This window comes from Streptomyces sp. CNP082, from assembly GCF_059570535.1.
Genome location: NZ_JCANSZ010000008.1, coordinates 181,369 through 197,635, shown reverse-complemented (window position 1 = coordinate 197,635; position 16,267 = coordinate 181,369). Strand labels below are relative to the sequence as shown.

Annotated in this window: 15 protein-coding genes and 2 pseudogenes; 12 read left to right on the top strand and 5 right to left on the bottom strand. The window is 73.5% G+C overall.

Annotated features, from left to right (window positions below):
- Positions 1-13 precede the first annotated feature (13 nt).
- The 3 genes from B124_RS10335 to B124_RS10325 all read left to right on the top strand — a co-directional run bounded on the left by B124_RS10335 (position 14) and on the right by B124_RS10325 (position 3,606).
- Complete coding sequence (locus tag B124_RS10335) at positions 14-1,045, top strand: LacI family DNA-binding transcriptional regulator (protein WP_496502425.1); 1,032 nt, start codon at positions 14-16, stop codon at positions 1,043-1,045.
- A gap of 477 nt (positions 1,046-1,522) precedes the next feature.
- Entirely contained in the window at positions 1,523-1,867 is a 345-nt protein-coding gene (locus B124_RS10330; RefSeq protein WP_496502463.1) for an ArsR/SmtB family transcription factor, read from the top strand.
- Positions 1,864-3,606, top strand: a complete 1,743-nt coding sequence (locus B124_RS10325) for a SulP family inorganic anion transporter (protein ID WP_496502424.1) — start codon at positions 1,864-1,866, stop codon at positions 3,604-3,606. Before B124_RS10330 ends, B124_RS10325 begins: the two co-directional genes overlap by 4 nt.
- Positions 3,607-3,722: 116 nt before the next feature.
- Here B124_RS10325 and B124_RS10320 read toward each other — a convergent pair whose 3' ends face one another.
- A complete protein-coding gene (locus B124_RS10320) occupies positions 3,723-4,511 on the bottom strand; it encodes a PadR family transcriptional regulator (RefSeq protein ID WP_496502423.1) in 789 nt (262 codons plus the stop codon).
- A 111-nt stretch (positions 4,512-4,622) separates the two neighbouring features.
- Between B124_RS10320 and B124_RS10315 the strand changes: the two genes are divergently transcribed.
- Positions 4,623-6,008: a carotenoid oxygenase family protein gene (locus tag B124_RS10315; protein ID WP_496502422.1), complete on the top strand. Its 1,386-nt coding sequence runs from the start codon at positions 4,623-4,625 to the stop codon at positions 6,006-6,008.
- A gap of 83 nt (positions 6,009-6,091) precedes the next feature.
- On the opposite strand, the gene B124_RS10310 is transcribed toward B124_RS10315, so the two are convergent.
- Positions 6,092-6,547, bottom strand: a complete 456-nt coding sequence (locus tag B124_RS10310; RefSeq protein ID WP_496502421.1) for a carboxymuconolactone decarboxylase family protein — start codon at positions 6,545-6,547, stop codon at positions 6,092-6,094.
- 129 nt (positions 6,548-6,676) lie between these two features.
- Between B124_RS10310 and B124_RS10305 the strand changes: the two genes are divergently transcribed.
- Positions 6,677-7,582, top strand: coding sequence for a sigma-70 family RNA polymerase sigma factor (locus B124_RS10305; protein ID WP_496502420.1), 906 nt, complete (start codon positions 6,677-6,679; stop codon positions 7,580-7,582).
- Positions 7,583-7,977: 395 nt separating this feature from the next.
- Positions 7,978-8,217, top strand: coding sequence for a DUF6059 family protein (locus B124_RS10300; RefSeq protein ID WP_496502419.1), 240 nt, complete (start codon positions 7,978-7,980; stop codon positions 8,215-8,217).
- A 144-nt stretch (positions 8,218-8,361) separates the two neighbouring features.
- On the opposite strand, the pseudogene B124_RS10295 reads toward B124_RS10300, so the two are convergent.
- The 3 genes and pseudogenes from B124_RS10295 to B124_RS10285 form a co-directional block, all read right to left on the bottom strand.
- Positions 8,362-9,699, bottom strand: a pseudogene (locus B124_RS10295) (PQQ-dependent sugar dehydrogenase); the annotation flags it as partial.
- 164 nt (positions 9,700-9,863) lie between these two features.
- Positions 9,864-10,397: pseudogene (locus tag B124_RS10290) on the bottom strand (3-keto-disaccharide hydrolase); the annotation flags it as partial.
- A gap of 279 nt (positions 10,398-10,676) precedes the next feature.
- Positions 10,677-11,327, bottom strand: coding sequence for an HAD family hydrolase (locus tag B124_RS10285; RefSeq protein WP_496502418.1), 651 nt, complete (start codon positions 11,325-11,327; stop codon positions 10,677-10,679).
- Here B124_RS10285 and B124_RS10280 point away from each other — a divergent pair.
- From B124_RS10280 to B124_RS10255, 6 genes are all read left to right on the top strand, one after another.
- Complete coding sequence (locus B124_RS10280; protein ID WP_496502417.1) at positions 11,326-11,601, top strand: hypothetical protein; 276 nt, start codon at positions 11,326-11,328, stop codon at positions 11,599-11,601. The two genes, B124_RS10285 and B124_RS10280, sit on opposite strands and share 2 nt — an antisense overlap.
- 335 nt (positions 11,602-11,936) lie before the next feature.
- Positions 11,937-12,077, top strand: a complete 141-nt coding sequence (locus tag B124_RS10275) for an ATP-binding protein (protein ID WP_496502416.1) — start codon at positions 11,937-11,939, stop codon at positions 12,075-12,077.
- A 142-nt stretch (positions 12,078-12,219) separates the two neighbouring features.
- On the top strand, positions 12,220-13,047 hold the full coding sequence (locus tag B124_RS10270; RefSeq protein ID WP_496502415.1) for a glycoside hydrolase: 828 nt from the start codon (positions 12,220-12,222) through the stop codon (positions 13,045-13,047).
- Between the two features lie 94 nt (positions 13,048-13,141).
- Positions 13,142-14,227 (top strand): S-(hydroxymethyl)mycothiol dehydrogenase, encoded by a 1,086-nt coding sequence (locus tag B124_RS10265; protein WP_496502414.1) that lies wholly within the window; start codon positions 13,142-13,144, stop codon positions 14,225-14,227.
- Positions 14,224-14,841, top strand: a complete 618-nt coding sequence (locus tag B124_RS10260; protein ID WP_496502413.1) for an MBL fold metallo-hydrolase — start codon at positions 14,224-14,226, stop codon at positions 14,839-14,841. The genes B124_RS10265 and B124_RS10260 overlap by 4 nt, the downstream gene beginning before the upstream one ends.
- Before the next feature lie 215 nt (positions 14,842-15,056).
- Positions 15,057-16,241, top strand: coding sequence for a lactonase family protein (locus tag B124_RS10255; RefSeq protein WP_496502412.1), 1,185 nt, complete (start codon positions 15,057-15,059; stop codon positions 16,239-16,241).
- The last annotated feature ends 26 nt before the right edge of the window (positions 16,242-16,267 follow it).

Below are 16,267 nucleotides of genomic sequence, written 5' to 3'. Positions count from 1 at the left end.
ATAAAGTGCGCGTATGAGCCGACCGCCGACGCTGGAGGACGTGGCCCGGGTCGCCGGAGTGTCCCGGGCCACGGTCTCGCGCGTGATCAACGGCACCCGGAACGTCGACCCCGAACTCCAGGAGACCGTCCGCGCGGCCGTCCGCACCACCGGCTACGCGCCCAACAGCGCGGCCCGCTCCCTCGTCACCCGGCGCACCGGCGCGGTCGGCCTGGTGATCTCCGGCGCCGGCGAGGGCGGCGACGAGGCCGCGTACCGGCGCCATGTCTTCTCCGACCCCTTCTTCGGCCGCGTCGTCGACGGCGTGATGGGCGCGCTGCGCCCGCGCGGCATGCACCCGATGCTGATGCTCGCCGAGACCGCGGACGCCCGCGAGCAGGTCGTCGCCCATCTGCGCCAGGGCATCGCGGACGGCGCGCTGCTGGTCTCCACCCACGGCGAGGACCCGCTGCCGGGGATGCTCACCGGAGCGGGCGTGCCCACGGTGCTGTTCGCGCGCCCCGCCCGCCCCGTCCCCGCCGGCTACGTCGACCTCGCCCACCGCGACGGCGCCCGGCTGGCCGCCGAGCACCTCCTGGCCCGCGGCTGCCGCCGGCCGGTGACGATATGCGGCCCCCTGGACGTACTGGCGGGACAGGAGCGGCTCGACGGCTTCAACCAGGCGATGGCCCGCCACGGCCACGCGTACGTCCCCTGCGCGGAGGGCAACTTCACGGCGGCCGGCGGCGAGCAGTCCATGGCCCGGCTGCTGCGCGAGCACCCCGGCCTTGACGGGGTCTTCGCGGCGAACGACCTGATGGCGCGGGCCGCGGTGCAGGTGCTGCGGGACCAGGGCAGACGGGTGCCGCAGGACGTGGCGGTGATCGGCTTCGACGACAGCAGCGCGGCGACGGCGGTGCGCCCGGGGCTGACGACGGTGCGGCAGCCGGTGGAGGAGATGGCGGGCGAGATGGTCCGGCTGCTGCTCGCGGCCCTGGAGTCGCCGGGGGCGCCGCCGGCGTCGGTGATCTTCGAACCGGAGCTGGTGGTACGGGAGTCGGCGTAACGGGGCGGGCGCCCGTCCGCGTACGCCTCGACAGCCCGCCGCGTACGCCACGGTGCCCCGCCAGAGCACCACCCCCGCACACCCGCCCAAGGGTATGCAGCCCCACCGACAGCAACGGCCACCGCGCCACCGGGATGTCAGAGCGAGCGGACTCCTGCGGTCTCCCTCGACTCGGACGCGCGCAGCCGGCACAAACTCGCGGTAACCCCCGTAATAAATCGCCATAAAACGCCCACGCAACCGGACTTTTGCCCATCGACGCGCATCAGGCGCGTCGGCTGCCGCCCGAGTCGCCGGCGACCCCTCGATGTCAGAGCGGGCGCATACCCTTGGGCGGGTGTGCGGGGAGATGGGGGGCAAAGAGCGGCGCCCCGCCATCTCCGCCATCCCCGCCGGGCTCAGGGGTTCGCAAATTGCATTACTCTGCAATTTGCTACATCATGGGGTGATCACCGCGATCACTTGGAGTCAGCGCACGTGCAGGTCCCGCTCTACCACGCCAAGGCGGACCTGTTCCGCATGCTCGGCCACCCCGTCCGTATCCGCGTTCTCGAACTCCTCCAGGACGGCCCCATGGCCGTCCGCGACCTCCTCGTCGAAATCGGCGGCATAGAGGCCCCCGCCCTCTCCCAGCAGCTCGCCGTGCTCCGCCGTTCCGGCATCGTCACCTCCACCCGCGAAGGCTCCACCGTCGTGTACGCCCTCGCCGGCGGCGACGTCGCCGAGCTGATGCGCGCCGCGCGGCGGATCCTCACCGAGATGCTCGCCGGGCAGAACCAACTCCTCGCCGAACTGCGGGAAGCCGAGGCCGGGGCGCGGTGAACACACTTCTGTCCCGGGCCTGGAGCCCGGTTCGCACACTGCTGCCTGCCCGCTCCGAACTCGCCGGGATGCGCCGCGATCCGCGGCGGGATCTGCTCGCCGGGCTGACCGTGGCGATCGTGGCGCTGCCGCTGGCGCTCGGGTTCGGGGTCTCCTCCGGGCTCGGGGCGGAGGCCGGGCTGGCCACCGCCGTCGTCGCCGGGGCCGTGGCGGCGTTCTTCGGCGGGTCCAACCTCCAGGTCTCCGGGCCGACCGGGGCCATGACCGTCGTGCTCGTGCCCATCGTCGCGCAGCACGGAGCCGGCGGGGTGCTGGCCGTCGGGCTGCTCGCCGGGATCATGCTGGTCGGGCTGGCGGTGCTGCGCGCGGGGCGGTACATGCGCTACGTGCCGGCCCCCGTCGTCGAGGGGTTCACCCTCGGCATCGCGTGCGTGATCGCACTGCAGCAGATGCCCAACGCCCTCGGCGTGGAGAAGCCCGAGGGCGAGCGGGTCCTCGTCGTGACCTGGCGGGCGCTGGAGGAGTTCGCCGCCGCCCCCAACTGGACCGCCGTCGGCCTCGCCGCCGGCGTCGTCGCGGTGATGCTCGCCGGGGCCCGCTGGCGGCCGGCCGTGCCGTTCTCCATCGTCGCCGTCGTCGCGGCCACCCTCGCGGCGCAGGCGTTCGGCCTGGAAGCGGCGCAGCCGATCGGCGAGTTGCCCGCGGGTCTGCCGGCCCCCTCCCTCGGCTTCCTCGACGTGGGCGACCTCGGTTCGCTGCTCGCCCCCGCCGTCGCCGTCGCCGCGCTCGCCGCGCTGGAGTCGCTGCTGTCGGCGCAGGTCGCGGACGGCATGACCGTAGGGCAGCAGCACGACCCGGACAAGGAGCTGTTCGGGCAGGGGCTGGCGAACATCGCCGCGCCGCTCTTCGGCGGCGTACCGGCGACCGGCGCGATCGCCCGTACCGCCGTCAACGTCCGCAGCGGCGCCCGCTCGCGGCTCGCGTCCCTGGTCCACGCCGCGGTCCTCGCCGCGATCGTGTTCGCCGCCGCGCCGCTGGTGTCGAAGATCCCGCTCGCCGCCCTCGCCGGGGTGCTGCTCGCCACCGCCGTGCGCATGGTCGAGGTCGCCTCGCTGCGGGCGATGGCCCGGGCGACCCGCTCCGACGCCGCCGTGCTGGTGCTGACCGCCGGCGCCACCCTCGCCCTCGACCTCGTGTACGCGGTGATCATCGGCCTGCTCGTCGCCGGTGCCCTCGCGCTGCGCGCGGTGGCGCAGCAGGCGCGGCTCGACGAGGTCTCCTTCCGGGACCACCTGCCCGGCGACCACACCGACGAGGAGCACTCCCTGCTTGCCGAGCACATCGTCAAGTACCGCCTCGACGGGCCGCTGTTCTTCGCCGGCGCACACCGGTTCCTGCTGGAGCTGACCGAGGTCGCGGACGTACGGGTCGTGATCCTTCGGATGTCCCGGGTCTCGACGATCGACGCCACCGGCGCGCTGGTCCTCAAGGACGCGGTAGAGCAGCTCAACCGCCGCGGCATCGTGGTCATGGCCTCCGGTATCCGGCCGGAGCACCGCCGGGCCCTGGACTCCGTCGGCACGCTGGACCTGCTGCGGGCAGAGGGCCGGGATCACGCCACGACCCCCGACGCCGTCGCCGCCGCCCGCCGCTGCCTGCACGGCGCCGGCATCCTGCCGCTCCCCGGCCCCCGCCACACGCCCCACGCCGCCGCGCTCGTCGAGGAGCCGAACCACTAGCGCGGCACCGCCCCGGCGCCGGAACGCCTCCCGGGTGTTCCGGCGCCCAGCGGCCTGCTGGCCGGCCCTCCGCCGCCCGAGCGCCACCCGGCCCCCCGCCGACCGGCGCCGCCCCCTCACCTCTCCCGCAGCCGCGGATCCACCGCCCCGACCCCCCGCTCGGCGATCTCCGCCCAGAACGCCACCGCCAGCTCCTCGAACCGCAGCCCGAACGCCAGCGCCGCGGCCTGCGGGGCGTCGAACCGCGGGCCGTCGGGCCGCGGTTCACCGGCCCCCGGGTCACCGGCCCCCGGGTCACCAGCACCCGGGTCACCAGCACCCGAGTCACCGGCCCCCGAGTCACCAGCACCCGAGTCACCGGCCCCCGGGTCACCGGCCCCCGAGTCACCGGCCCCCGAGTCACCGGCCCCCGGGTCACCGGCCCCCGGGTCACCGGCACCCGGATCCGGCCCGGCCGCGTCCCGCGCGGACGGCGCCGGAACCCCCGCGAGAATCGCCTCGTACTCGGCCAGCTTGCGCCGGTGCGCCTCCAGTTGCGCCTGGGCGAGCCGCTGCACCCGGTCCGCGTCGGACTCCCCGTCCTGCTGGAAGTAGAGCCGCAGCAGGCCCTCGTCACGGACGTCCGTGGGGTGGTCCGCCGGGCCGGTGAGCCACGCGGCGAGCGTGTCCCGCCCGGCCGGGGTCAGCGACAGCGTCCGCCGCCGGCGGCCGGCCCGCTCCCGCTCCTCGGTGACGAGCCCGCGGCGGACGAGCCGGGCGGCCTCCGCGTAGATCTGGGACCGCGGGAAGTCCCAGAAGTACCCGACGCTGAGCTGGATCTCGCGATCGAGCGCGTACGGAGTGGAGGGGCCCATCTGGTCGAGGAGGCCGAGCACGACGTACGCGCTGGCGGAGAGCGATGGCATGGCATCTCCCGGTCTGGACGGTCTCAACCCCGGCGTTGCACACCCGGCTCCGGCGCCGGAGCATCGAAACAGTACAGCCTGCACGTTCTCATGTGACGATCGGAGTCAGCGATGGCGACGGCGACCCGCCACGACAACCCGTACCTGACGGGCAACTTCGCTCCCGTCCCCGACGAACTGAGCGTCTCCGGCCTCCCCGTCACCGGGACCCTGCCGCCCGAGCTGAACGGCCGCTTCCTGCGGATCGGCCCCAACCCCGCCGCGTACCAGATGGGCGTGGGCCACCACTGGTTCACCGGCCGGGGCATGGTGCACGGCGTCCGGCTGCGCGACGGCCGCGCCGACTGGTACCGCAACCGGTTCGTCCAGGGCGACACCCCCGAGGACTCGCCCAACACCAACGTCCTCGCCCACGGCGGCCGGCTCCTCGCCCTCGTCGAAGGCGGCGGCGCGCCGGTGTCGATCGCCCCGGACCTCAACCGGATGCACACCTGGGACTCCGACGGCGCGCTGCGCACCGGTTTCACCGCACACCCGAAGACCGACCCGGCCACCGGCGAGCTGCACGCCGTCACCTACCTGATCGACCCGGAGGCGGAACACCTGCGCTACGTCGTCGTCGACGCCACCGGCACCACGACACACACCGCCGACCTGCCCGTCACCGGCGTGCCGATGGTCCACGACATGGCGCTGACCGCCACCCGCGTCGTCGTGCTCGACCTCCCGGTGACCCTCTCGGCGACGGCCGCGGGCCGCCTGGCCGCGGGCACGCCGCAGAGCGGCGACGCGCTGCCGATGCGCTGGAACGACGAGCACCCCGCGCGGGTGGGGGTGCTGTCGCGCGGCGGCACGGCGGAGCAGCTCAGGTGGTTCGACGCGCCGCGCTGCTACGTCTTCCACGTCCTCAACGCGTTCGACACCGCGGACGGTTCGATCGTCATGGACGTCGTCCGCTACGACACCGTGTTCCGCGACACCTTCCGCGGCCCCGCCGACGCGCTGCCCGCCCTGGCCCGGTGGACCATCGCGCCGCACCGGGGCACCGTGTCCGAGCAGATCATGTCCGACCACAGCATCGAATGGCCCCGGATCAACCAGGAACGGACCGGCCGCGCCCACCGCTACGGCTGGTTCGGCGGCGTCGGCCCCGAGAGCCTGCGCCTGTCCGACGACGTCGCCCGCGACCGCGGCGGCGTCCTCGAACCCGGGCCGCTGGTCAAGTTCGACACCGCCACCGGCGAGGCCGCGGCCCACCACTTCGGCCCCGGCCGGGTGACGCAGGAGCCGGTGTTCACGGCCCGGCCGAACGCCGTGGCGGAGGACGACGGGTGGATCCTCTCGGTCGTCTACGACGGCAACACCGACCGGAGCGAACTGGCCGTACTCGACGCCGCCGACATCGCCGCCGCCCCGCTCGCCCGCGTACACCTGCCGCGGCGCGTCCCCTTCGGCTTCCACGGCAACTGGATCCCCGACGCCGAGATCGGCGCATAGCGAACAGCCCCGGCCAGCGGCGGGCCTGCGGGGCGGTGGCCCCGCCCGGGGCGCCGGGCGCCTGCCCCGGGGGCAGCACCCCGTCAGGCGCCCCAGTCCTGCGGCACCTGCCTGGTGGTCGCGTTGAGCCGGTTGAACATGTTGGTCGCCGCGATCGTGAGCACGATCGCCGCGAGCCCCTTCTCGTCGTAATGCTCCGCGGCCTCGTTCCACACGCCATCGGGCACCGGGTCGCTGCGGTCGGCCATCCGCGTCGCGGCCTCCGCCAGCGCCAGCGCCGCCCGCTCTTCGTCAGAGAAATACGGCGTGTCCCGCCAGGCGGCGACCGCGGAAAGCCGCTCTTCGCTCTCGCCGTTCCCGCGGACATTGCGGGAGCCGGAGTCGACGCACGCACTGCACCCGTTGATCTGGCTCGTGCGCAGGTGCACGAGGTCGAGCGTGGTTTTCGGCACCCCGCCGGAATAGGCGGCCCTGAAAACCTCCCCGACGGGTCGCATGGCGTCGAGAATCGCGGCCGGGTTCTGCATTCGCGGTTGCATGAGAATGTCACTCCTTGGGAAATTGCGTGGCGCCGGATTCCGACGTGCACACTGCTACGACGTCCGGCGGTGGGCGGGTGTGACAGCCGCCGCCCGCGCGGCGGCAACGGCGGCAACCGGCGAGGAGTGATGAGGGTGGTCATGTACGAGAGCGAGCTGCTGGCCCGCAGTTTCGAGGAGAAGCGGCCGTGGCTGGAGGCCGTGGCCCGCCGCATGCTCGGCTCCGCCGAGGAGGCCGAGGACGCCGTGCAGGAGACGTGGATCAGGCTCCAGCGCGCCGACGCGGAGTCCGTCGAGAACCTCGACGCCTGGCTCACCACCGTCGTCGGCCGCGTCTGCCTGGACGTCCTGCGGGCCCGTACCCGCCGCGAAGGGCTCTTCGAGTACCTGCTCGACGAGCCCGCCGAGCCCCCGCCCACCGACCCGGCGGACGAGGCCGCCGACCCGGAGCAGGCGGCGCTGCTGGCCGACTCGGTGGGCAGGGCGCTGCTTGTCGTCCTGGACACGCTGGAGCCGGACGAACGGCTGGCCTTCGTCCTGCACGACATGTTCGCCGTGCCGTTCCCCGACATCGCCGCGGTCATCGAGCGCAGCCCGGCGGCCACACGGCAGCTCGCGAGCCGCGCCCGCCGCCGCGTCCAGGGCGTGTCGCCGCTGCCCGACCTGCGGCGTCAGCACAAGGTCGTGAGCGCGTTCCTCACCGCCGCCCGCAACGGGGAGTTCGACCGGCTGCTGGCGCTGCTGGCGCCGGACGTCGCGATGCGCGCCGACGCCACGGCGGTGCGCTTCGGCGCGGCGCCGGCCGTGCACGGGGCGCAGGCGGTGGCGAGGAGGTTCTCCGGCGGTGCGCGGGACGCGCGGATCGCGCTGGTCGACGGCGCCGTGAGCATCGTGTGGCAGGGGAGGTCGCGTACGAAGGTGGCGTTCGGCTTCACCATCGCAGAAGGCAGGATCACGGCGATCGGCCTGGTCGGCGACCCCGAGCGGCTGAGCGAGCTGGACATCGCGCTGCTGGACCGGACCCCGGTTCCCTGAGGTGCGGCGGACCGCCGTCGCCGCCGGCGCCCGTGCCGGCGCGGCGGCGCGGCGGCGGGGTCAGTCGATCCCGCGCACCACGTTCGGCTCCGAGAGCTCCTCCTCGTCCACCCCGGCCAGCAGGAGCACCGGCGCCTCGGTGGCCGTCTCCTGCTCACCCTCGGCCTCGTCCATGAGGCTCACCTCCTGTGACGGCCCGCCACCGCCCCGCGACACTGCGGGGTTTGGGCAGTCCACCCTTCAAAGGTGCCCAGCGGCCCTTGAGAATGACCTGAGTCACAGTTGCGGCCGACTTGGCGAACCGCCGCTCCAGTCAGCTTCCAACCGCTCTCGACCCGCTTTTCCGACTGTGACCCGAGCATGGTGGATCGGAGGGTACGGCGGAACGGAGGGACATGGCCGGCTTCTTCAAGCGAGTCGTGCACGAGTTGTACGTGGCCTTGCAGGGCGGCGGCGCGGTGCCCGTCGCCGGGCCGTGGATCCCCCCGTACCCGAAGGCCGACGCGCCGCCGCACGCCGGCCGGCCGCCGCGTCTCGACGCGCCGCCCGCGGGCCACCCGGAGCGGCTCTGCCCCGACGTGGTGCTCACCCCGGTGGAGCGCGCGCTGGAGCACGAGCTGACCGGCGGCACCTGACCCCTCCCCCGCGCACCCCGGGCGCCACCGCCGGTGTGGGTGGCCGCGTGGCGGCTGCCCCGCCGCAAGTCCGCGCGCCGCCGGGCGGAAGAACCGCCCGACGGCGCCGATTGCCGCGGTTTCCGGCTGCGCCTACCCGGCCGCGCCGTCCGCGACGTAGTCGATGCGGAAGATCCCCGCGTCGGTGTTGGTGCTGCCGCGGCCGATGCCGCTGCCCGCGCCGAAGTCGATGACGTAGAGCGAGCCGTCGGGGCCGAAGGCGGCGTCGAAGATCTGGATCCAGCTCATGCCCTCGAAGACCGGGTCGATCGACTGCAGTTCACCGTTCTCGTACGAGAACGTCTTGAACCACTTGCGCGTCAGCTCGTAGTTGAACCACTTGCCGTCGTACGACTCGGGGAACTTCGTCGCGCTGTCGAGGTCCGGGTCGAAGTTGTACGCCGGGCCGCCCATCGGGCCGCCGCCGCCGGAGCCGAGCTCCGGGAACTCGGCGGAGGCGGCGTAGGAGTACCAGACCTGCGCGGGTGTGGCCGGGGGCAGCTGGGTCTTGCCCGTGTTGTTCGGCGAGTTGTTCACGGGCGCGGCGCAGTCGAACTTCCCGCCGGAGGTGCCGGCGGCGAAGTCGTAGTCGTTGAACGGGATGTTGTTGCCGACGCAGTACGGCCACCCCATGTTGCCGGCCTTCGAGATCAGGTTGTACTCGACGATGCCCGCCGGGCCGCGGTCCGGGTCCGCCTCGCGGGAGTCGGGGCCGTAGTCGCCGACCATCAGCGCGTCGGTCTCGGGGTCGACGGAGATACGGAACGGGTTGCGGAAGCCCATCGCGTAGATCTCCGGCCGGGTCTTCTCCTCACCCTTCTCGAAGAGGTTGCCGTCGGGGACCGTGTAGGAGCCGCCCTTGGTGGGCTTGATGCGCAGCACCTTGCCGCGCAGGTCGTTGGTGTTGGCGGCGGTGGCCTGCGCGTCCCAGGCGTGCCGGCCGTCGCGCTCGTCGATCGGCGAGAAGCCGTCGGACTCGAAGGGGTCGGTGTTGTCGCCGGTGGCGGCGTACAGGTTGCCCTTGCTGTCGAAGGCCAGCGAGCCGCCCATGTGCACGTTGGCGCGGCCTTCGTCGCGCCAGGTGGGGAAGGACAGCAGCGTCTTCCGGGAGGCGGGGTCGAGCTTGTCGCCCTTGAGGGTGAACCGGGAGACGCTGACCTTCTTCTCGGCCTTCTCGGAGTGCATCACGTACAGCCGGTGGTTCTTCGCGAACGCGGGGTCGAGCGCGAGCCCGAGCAGTCCGTCGGACTGGGTGGTGAACTCCAGCGGATAGTCGAAGTCGTACGCGGTGGTGACCTCCCGCGTCTCCTGGTCGACGATCTTCAGCTCACCGGTGCGCTGCGCCCAGAGCACCCGCCCGTCCGGCGTGACGGCCAGCTCGAACGGGTCGGCGAGGTCGGTGTCGACCAGCGTGGTGCGGGTGAACCCGGCCGCGTTCGCGGCGCCCGCGCCGGTGGGCTCGGGTGCGGCCACGGCGGAGGGCGTCGCCGCCAGTAAGGCGGGCAGGACGGTGAGCGCGGCGACGAAAGCCAGGGGTTTGATCGGACGGCTCATGGGACTCCCAACGGTGGAGGCGGTGCGGGGGGATGACGTACCCCGCCTGCTCGTCACTTGCCATAGACCTCGATCACGATGTTCCGGAACGAGACCTCGTCGCCGTCGCCGTGGTTCTGCAGCCCGATGTGGCCGGGGGCGAGGCGGCGCTCGGGGACGGTGTCGGTGAAGTCGTTGATCTGCACGCCGTTCAGCTCCACGGTGAGGCGCTTCCCGGTGACGCGGAGGTCGTAGGTGTTCCACTCACCCGGAGGATTCAGAGCGGCGTCGCGGGCGGCGATGTCGGGCGACTGGAACCCGTACACCGCGCCGGTGGTCTTGTCGGGGGAGTCGGTGGCGTCGATCTGGACCTCGAAGCCCTCGTTGCGGATGGCGGGGTCGTCGCCGGCGGGAAAGCCGAGGTGCACGCCGGAGTTGTCGTCGCCGGCCATGCGCCAGTCGAGGGTGAGGTGGTAGTTGGTGCCGAACTCCCGGCCGGAGTACCAGATGAGCCCGAGCCCGCCGTACGAGGTGATCGCGCCGTCGGCGAGGGTGAACCCGCCGGGCCCGGCCTGGCTCCAGCCTTCGGTGGAGCTGCCGTCGAAGAGGACGAGGCGCTCGTACGCGGACGGGGACGCGGACGCGGGTGCGGGCGCCGGGGTGGCGGCCAGCAGGCAGCCGGCGGCGGCTGCGACGAGCACGGCTCGCAGGGGGGTGCGGGTGCGGGAGGTGGGCATGGTGGTCTCCCAAGCGTGAAGTAAGCGCTTACTGAATGACCACTGTCAACGTATGCCTCTTGCGCGCCGGGGTCAACGCCCCGGCACTCCCGGGAAGTCGAGACCGCCCTGCCCCTGCCGGCACCCGTGTTCCCTGACGCGCTCCCGGCGTCAGTTCGCCAGCAGGCCGGGCAGGTCGCGCATGTCGTCGAACACGACCGTGCCCGGCCCCTCCAGCCGCGCGGCCGGGGTGAGCCCGCCGCAGTAGCCGAAGGCCCGCATGCCCGCGGCCCGCGCCGCCTGCACCCCGTACGCGCTGTCCTCGATCACCGCGCACCGCTCGGGCCGTACCCCCAGGGAACGGGCAGCGTGCTGGAAGAGGTCGGGTGCGGGCTTGCCCAGCGGGACGTCGGCCGCGCTGAAGATGCGGTCCTCGAAGTGGGCCAGCAGATCCGTCATCGCCAGGTTCCGCCGGATGGTGGCGTGGTTGCCGTTCGACGCGACGCAGATGCCGATGGTCAGCCGGCCCAGCACTTCCGGGATGCCGTCGACCGCGGTGAGTTCGGCCTCCATGGCTTCGCGGTAGAGATGGTCGTACTGCCGCTCCCAGCCCTTCTCCAGGCGCCGTCCGAGCCGTTCCTCGATGACCGCGGTGTAGACCTCGAAGGACGAGCCCACGAACAGGTCGACGATCTCGGCTTCGGTGAACGTGCACCCCAGGTCGGCCATGATCGCCGCTTCGACTTTCACGCATATCCGCTCGCTGTCCACGAGCACGCCGTCGCAGTCGAAGATGACCAGTTCAACCGGGCTTTGTGTCATGGCTCCACGGTCGCGCACCACGGGCCCGGCTGTCACCAAGGAGTCCGGCCTCGCCGACCGCGGCGGCTGCGAGGAGCCGCTCCGCCGGGCGCGGCACCTGCTGGCGGGCACGCTGGCGGAGGGCGCCGCCGGCCGGCGGCCCAGTGGCGCCGCCACCGCCTCGACCACCCCCACCGGCACCCTCGGCCGCGCGCTGATCTGGGAGCACACCCCGACGACGGCGCGACCGGGTGGTGCGGGCTGCCGGTGCGGGAGGGCGAACGCTGGTCGCTGACCGACGCCGACAGCCGTACCCGGCGACGGGGACGGTTCCACCGCCACGGGGGGATGCGGTGCGGGGCAGTCCGACGGGCCGTGCCAAGACGGTACGGGCGGGGCGCGGTGCGGGGCGGGGCCCGGCGGGACGTGCCGCTGACGGTATGGGCGGTGGGGCCGGTGCGGGGCGGGGCCCGGCAGGGCGGGCTCGGTGAACGCCGCCGTGACAAACTCGCGGCAGCCCACCCGCAAGACCGGGACAAATCGCCCCCGGGGTTCGACTTTTGCCCTCCGGCGCGCACCCCGCCGCGCCGGAGCAGGCGGGGCGTCCACGACGCCTGCGACGAGCCGCCGGTGGCGCGGGTGCCGGACGAGTCCGGCGGCTACGGGCTGACGCTGGTGGCGGAGTTGTCGTCCGGTTGGGGCGTGGAGAAGCGCCGCGGCGTCGGCAAGTACGTGTGGGCGACGGTGACGGCCGGCCGTGGTACCGAGTAGTTCCGGGGCGGGCGTTGGCTGCCGTGGTCTCCCCGGCGGGCGGCGGGTGTGCTTTCGTGGTAGGCGACGGGCGGGTTGCGCCGGGGCCTCGCCACCGCCCGCGAACGGCAGCCGTCCGCCACCCGCGAAGCGAGGTCCCCCCATGCCGCTCGACCGCCGTACGTTCCTGCGCTCCTCCTCCGCCGCCGCGTTCGCCTCCGGGGCCGGGCTCGCCTCCGTCCGGTCCGCCGTGGCGCGACCGTCTGCCGCCCCGCTCGCGTGGGAGACCGTCATCGGCTCCGGGACCTTCGCCGACTACGGCGCCCTGGAGGCCGCCTGGAACTACCGCTACCCGTGGGGCTCCGACCACAACGGCTCCGCGCGCATGTACGCCAGCGCCGACGACCACAACCACGTCTATCTGGAGTCCGGCGGCGTGCTCGTACTCAAGGCGTCGCGCATCACCTGGGACGAGGGCAACAGCAGCTCCGACCCTCACCTGCCCATCCGCTACCACTCCGGCGCCGTCCACGCCAAGGCGCACGTCGTCGTCAACGACCGCTATCCCGAGTGGGAGGTGAAGGGCGAGTTCCAGGCGCCGTCCGCGCGCGGCACCTGGCCCGCGTTCTGGCTGACCGGGGCCGAGGGCTGGCCGCCGGAGAGCGACATCCTGGAGTACAAGGGCGACGCCCGCAACTGGTTCAACACCTACGACGGCGGCTGGGACAGCACCGTCGTCAGCGTCTCCGACCCCGGCGCCTGGCACGGCTACCGCGCCTGGATCGCGAAGGTCAGCGCCACCGACGTCGACATCCACTACTACCTCGACGACACCTGGGTCGGTCAGCACCGCGCCTCGAACTTCGTCGGCGAGCCCATGTGGATCATCATCAATCTGCAGATGGAAGGCTCCTCGGGCTCCCCCGGCCCTTCGGGCGACACCTTCTACCGCGCCCGGAACCTCTACGTCGGCCGGGCGAACAACACCTGACCCGCCGCCGCGGCAGGGCAGGGCGCCCGACCGGTGCGGGGCACGTACTGTATGACCCCGCCAGCGTTGGAAGCACAGGAAACGGAGCGCCCTCATGCCCCAGGACGTACGAGCCGTCGTCGCGCGCGCCAAGAACAAGCCGGTGCGGATCGAGACCGTCGTCGTGCCCGATCCCGGCCCGGGGGAGGCGGTGGTGGCGGTGCAGGCGTGCGGGGTGTGCCATACCGACCTGCACTATCGCGAGGGCGGCATCAACGACGACTTCCCCTTCCTCCTCGGCCACGAGGCCGCCGGCATCGTGGAGTCCGTCGGTGAGGGCGTCACCGACGTGGCGCCCGGGGACTTCGTCGTGCTCAACTGGCGTGCCGTGTGCGGCCGGTGCCGGGCGTGTAAGCGCGGGCGGCCCTGGTACTGCTTCGACACCCACAACGCCGCGCAGAAGATGACGCTCAAGGACGGCACCGAGCTGACGCCCGCGCTGGGCATCGGTGCGTTCGCGGAGAAGACCCTCGTCGCCGCCGGCCAGTGCACGAAGGTCGACCCGGAGGCATCCCCCGCCGCGGCCGGGCTGCTGGGCTGCGGCGTGATGGCTGGCCTCGGTGCCGCGCTCAACACCGGCAACGTCGGCCGCGGCGACTCCGTCGCCGTGATCGGCTGCGGCGGCGTCGGCGGGGCCGCCGTCATGGGGGCGCGGCTGGCGGGTGCGGGGAGGATCATCGCGATCGACGTGGACGAGCGGAAGCTGACGACCGCCAAGGGCCTGGGCGCCACCCATTCCGTCGACGCCCGCGCCACCGACCCCGTCGCGGCGGTGCGGGAGCTGACCGGCGGCAACGGCGCCGACGTCGTCATCGAGGCGGTCGGCCGCCCGGAGACGTACAAGCAGGCGTTCTACGCCCGCGACCTCGCCGGGACCGTCGTCCTCGTCGGCGTGCCCACGCCCGAGATGACGCTGGAGCTGCCGCTGCTCGACGTCTTCGGGCGCGGCGGCGCGCTGAAGTCCTCCTGGTACGGCGACTGCCTGCCGTCCCGCGACTTCCCCATGCTCATCGACCTCTACCGGCAGGGCCGCCTCGACCTCGACGCCTTCGTCTCCGAGACCATCGGGCTCGACGACGTGGAGGCCGCCTTCGACCGGATGCAGACCGGCGAGGTGCTGCGCTCGGTGGTCATCCTGTGAGCCGCGCCCGCATCGACCACCTGGTCACGTCCGGTACGTTCTCACTCGACGGCGGCACCTGGGACGTCGACAACAACGTCTGGATCGTCGGCGACGACACCGAAGCCCTGGTCATCGACGCCGCCCACGACGCCGACGCCATCGCCGCCGCCGTCGGCGACCGGCGGCTGACCGCCATCGTCTGCACCCACGCCCACGACGACCACATCGACGCCGCCCCCGCGCTCGCGGAGAAGACCGGCGCGCCGGTCCTGCTCCACCCCGACGACCGGGTGCTGTGGGACATGACCCACCCCGACCGCGCCCCGGACGCCGATCTCGCCGACGGCCGGACGCTGACGGTCGCGGGCACGGAGCTGACGGTCCTGCACACCCCCGGGCACGCGCCGGGCGCCGTCTGCCTGTACGCCCCGGAGCTGGGCACCGTCTTCACCGGCGACACCCTCTTCCACGGCGGTCCCGGCGCCACCGGCCGCTCGTACTCCGACCGCCCGACGATCGAGGCGTCGATCCGGGCGCGGCTGCTGACGCTGCCGGGGGAGACGGTCGTACGGACCGGGCACGGCGAGTCGACGACGATCGCGGCGGAGGCGGCGGGCGCGGAGGGATGGTGAGGGTGCGGGGGCGGTAGCCGGCGGGGGTACGGAGCAGGCGTATGGAACGGGCGTACGGAACGGGCGTACCCGGGCGCGTCGTCGACCCGGCGGCGGCCCGCCGTCGCCCCCTCGCCGGGGCCCCGGGGCGCCGTTGACCCGTCCCGGGGCTCCCGGCATGCTCATGGCCGGGACATGCCACCCCATGTCACTCCATCCCCCACTGGAGGTCTCCCATGCCGTCCCGTCCCACCCGCCGCACCCTGCTCCTCGGCGCCGCCGGCGTCACCGCCGGCGCCCTCGGCGCCGCGGGTGCCGGCGCCGCCCACGCCGGCCCCGGTCACGCCGGCGCCGCCCACGCCGCCCGCTCCCGCCCCCTCGCCCTGCGCCCGCTCTACCTCGGCACCTACGGCCAGGGCATCCTCGCCTGCACCTACGACACCGCCACCGGCGCCCTCGCCGCCGCCGACGGCGGCTTCGGCGACGTCACCAACCCCGACTTCCTCGCCCTCTCCCCCGCCGGCGACGTCCTCTACTCCACCGTCGGCGGCGGCGCCGAGGGCGGTGTCCGGGCGTACGCCATCGGCGCGGACGGCGCGCTCAGCGCGCTCGGCGGGGTGCAGTCCACCGGCGGCGCCGGCGTCACGCACCTGTCGGTCCACCCCGACGGCGGGCATCTGCTCAGCGCCAACTACAACAGCGGCAGCGTCGCCGTGCACGTCATCGAGGACGACGGCAGCGTCGGCGAGCGCACCGGCTTCGTCCAGCACTCCGGTTCCGGGCCCGACCCGGACCGCCAGGAGGGCCCGCACGCGCACCAGATACTCACCGACCCCGCCGGCGGCTTCGTCTACGCCGTGGACCTGGGCACCGACTCCGTCTACACGTACGCGCTCGACCCCGCCGACGGCACGCTCGCGCCGGTATCCGAGGTGAAGTCCGTGCCCGGCGCCGGGCCGCGGCACCTGGTCTTCCACCCCGAGGGCACGCACGCCTACGTGGCCAACGAGCTGGACAGCACCGTCACCGCGTACGCCCACGAGGCGGCGACCGGCGCGCTGACCCGGCTGGAGAGCCTGCCGGCCCTCCCCGGCGACGTGGACCCGGGCGGCAACTACCCCGCGGAGATCACGATCTCGGCGGACGGCCGGTTCGTCTACCTCTCCAACCGGGGCCACGACAGCGTCGCCCGCCTCGCGGTGGCCGACGGGGGCGCCGCGCTGAGCCTGGTGGACACGGTGCCGTGCGGCGGCAACTGGCCGCGGCACATCACGCTGTCGCCGGACGGTGCGCTGCTCTACTCGGCCAACGAACGGGGCCGCACCATCGGCGTGTTCACCGTGGACGCGGAGAGCGGGGCGCTCACGGCGTCGGGCGAGCCGTTCGCGACGGCGTCCACGGGCTGCGTCCTGCCCACCTGAACGAGGCCGCGGGCCCGTCACGCGGC

What these genes read in the sequence shown, in the direction of transcription:
- B124_RS10335 (WP_496502425.1), top strand. Translation starts at nt 14, where the DNA reads ATGAGCCGACCGCCGACGCTGGAGGACGTGGCCCGGGTCGCCGGAGTG.
- B124_RS10320 (WP_496502423.1), bottom strand. Translation starts at nt 4,511, where the DNA reads ATGCCATCGCTCTCCGCCAGCGCGTACGTCGTGCTCGGCCTCCTCGAC.
- B124_RS10315 (WP_496502422.1), top strand. Translation starts at nt 4,623, where the DNA reads ATGGCGACGGCGACCCGCCACGACAACCCGTACCTGACGGGCAACTTC.
- B124_RS10310 (WP_496502421.1), bottom strand. Translation starts at nt 6,547, where the DNA reads ATGCAACCGCGAATGCAGAACCCGGCCGCGATTCTCGACGCCATGCGA.
- B124_RS10305 (WP_496502420.1), top strand. Translation starts at nt 6,677, where the DNA reads ATGAGGGTGGTCATGTACGAGAGCGAGCTGCTGGCCCGCAGTTTCGAG.
- B124_RS10300 (WP_496502419.1), top strand. Translation starts at nt 7,978, where the DNA reads ATGGCCGGCTTCTTCAAGCGAGTCGTGCACGAGTTGTACGTGGCCTTG.
- B124_RS10280 (WP_496502417.1), top strand. Translation starts at nt 11,326, where the DNA reads ATGGCTCCACGGTCGCGCACCACGGGCCCGGCTGTCACCAAGGAGTCC.
- B124_RS10285 (WP_496502418.1), bottom strand. Translation starts at nt 11,327, where the DNA reads ATGACACAAAGCCCGGTTGAACTGGTCATCTTCGACTGCGACGGCGTG.
- B124_RS10270 (WP_496502415.1), top strand. Translation starts at nt 12,220, where the DNA reads ATGCCGCTCGACCGCCGTACGTTCCTGCGCTCCTCCTCCGCCGCCGCG.
- B124_RS10265 (WP_496502414.1), top strand. Translation starts at nt 13,142, where the DNA reads ATGCCCCAGGACGTACGAGCCGTCGTCGCGCGCGCCAAGAACAAGCCG.
- B124_RS10255 (WP_496502412.1), top strand. Translation starts at nt 15,057, where the DNA reads ATGCCGTCCCGTCCCACCCGCCGCACCCTGCTCCTCGGCGCCGCCGGC.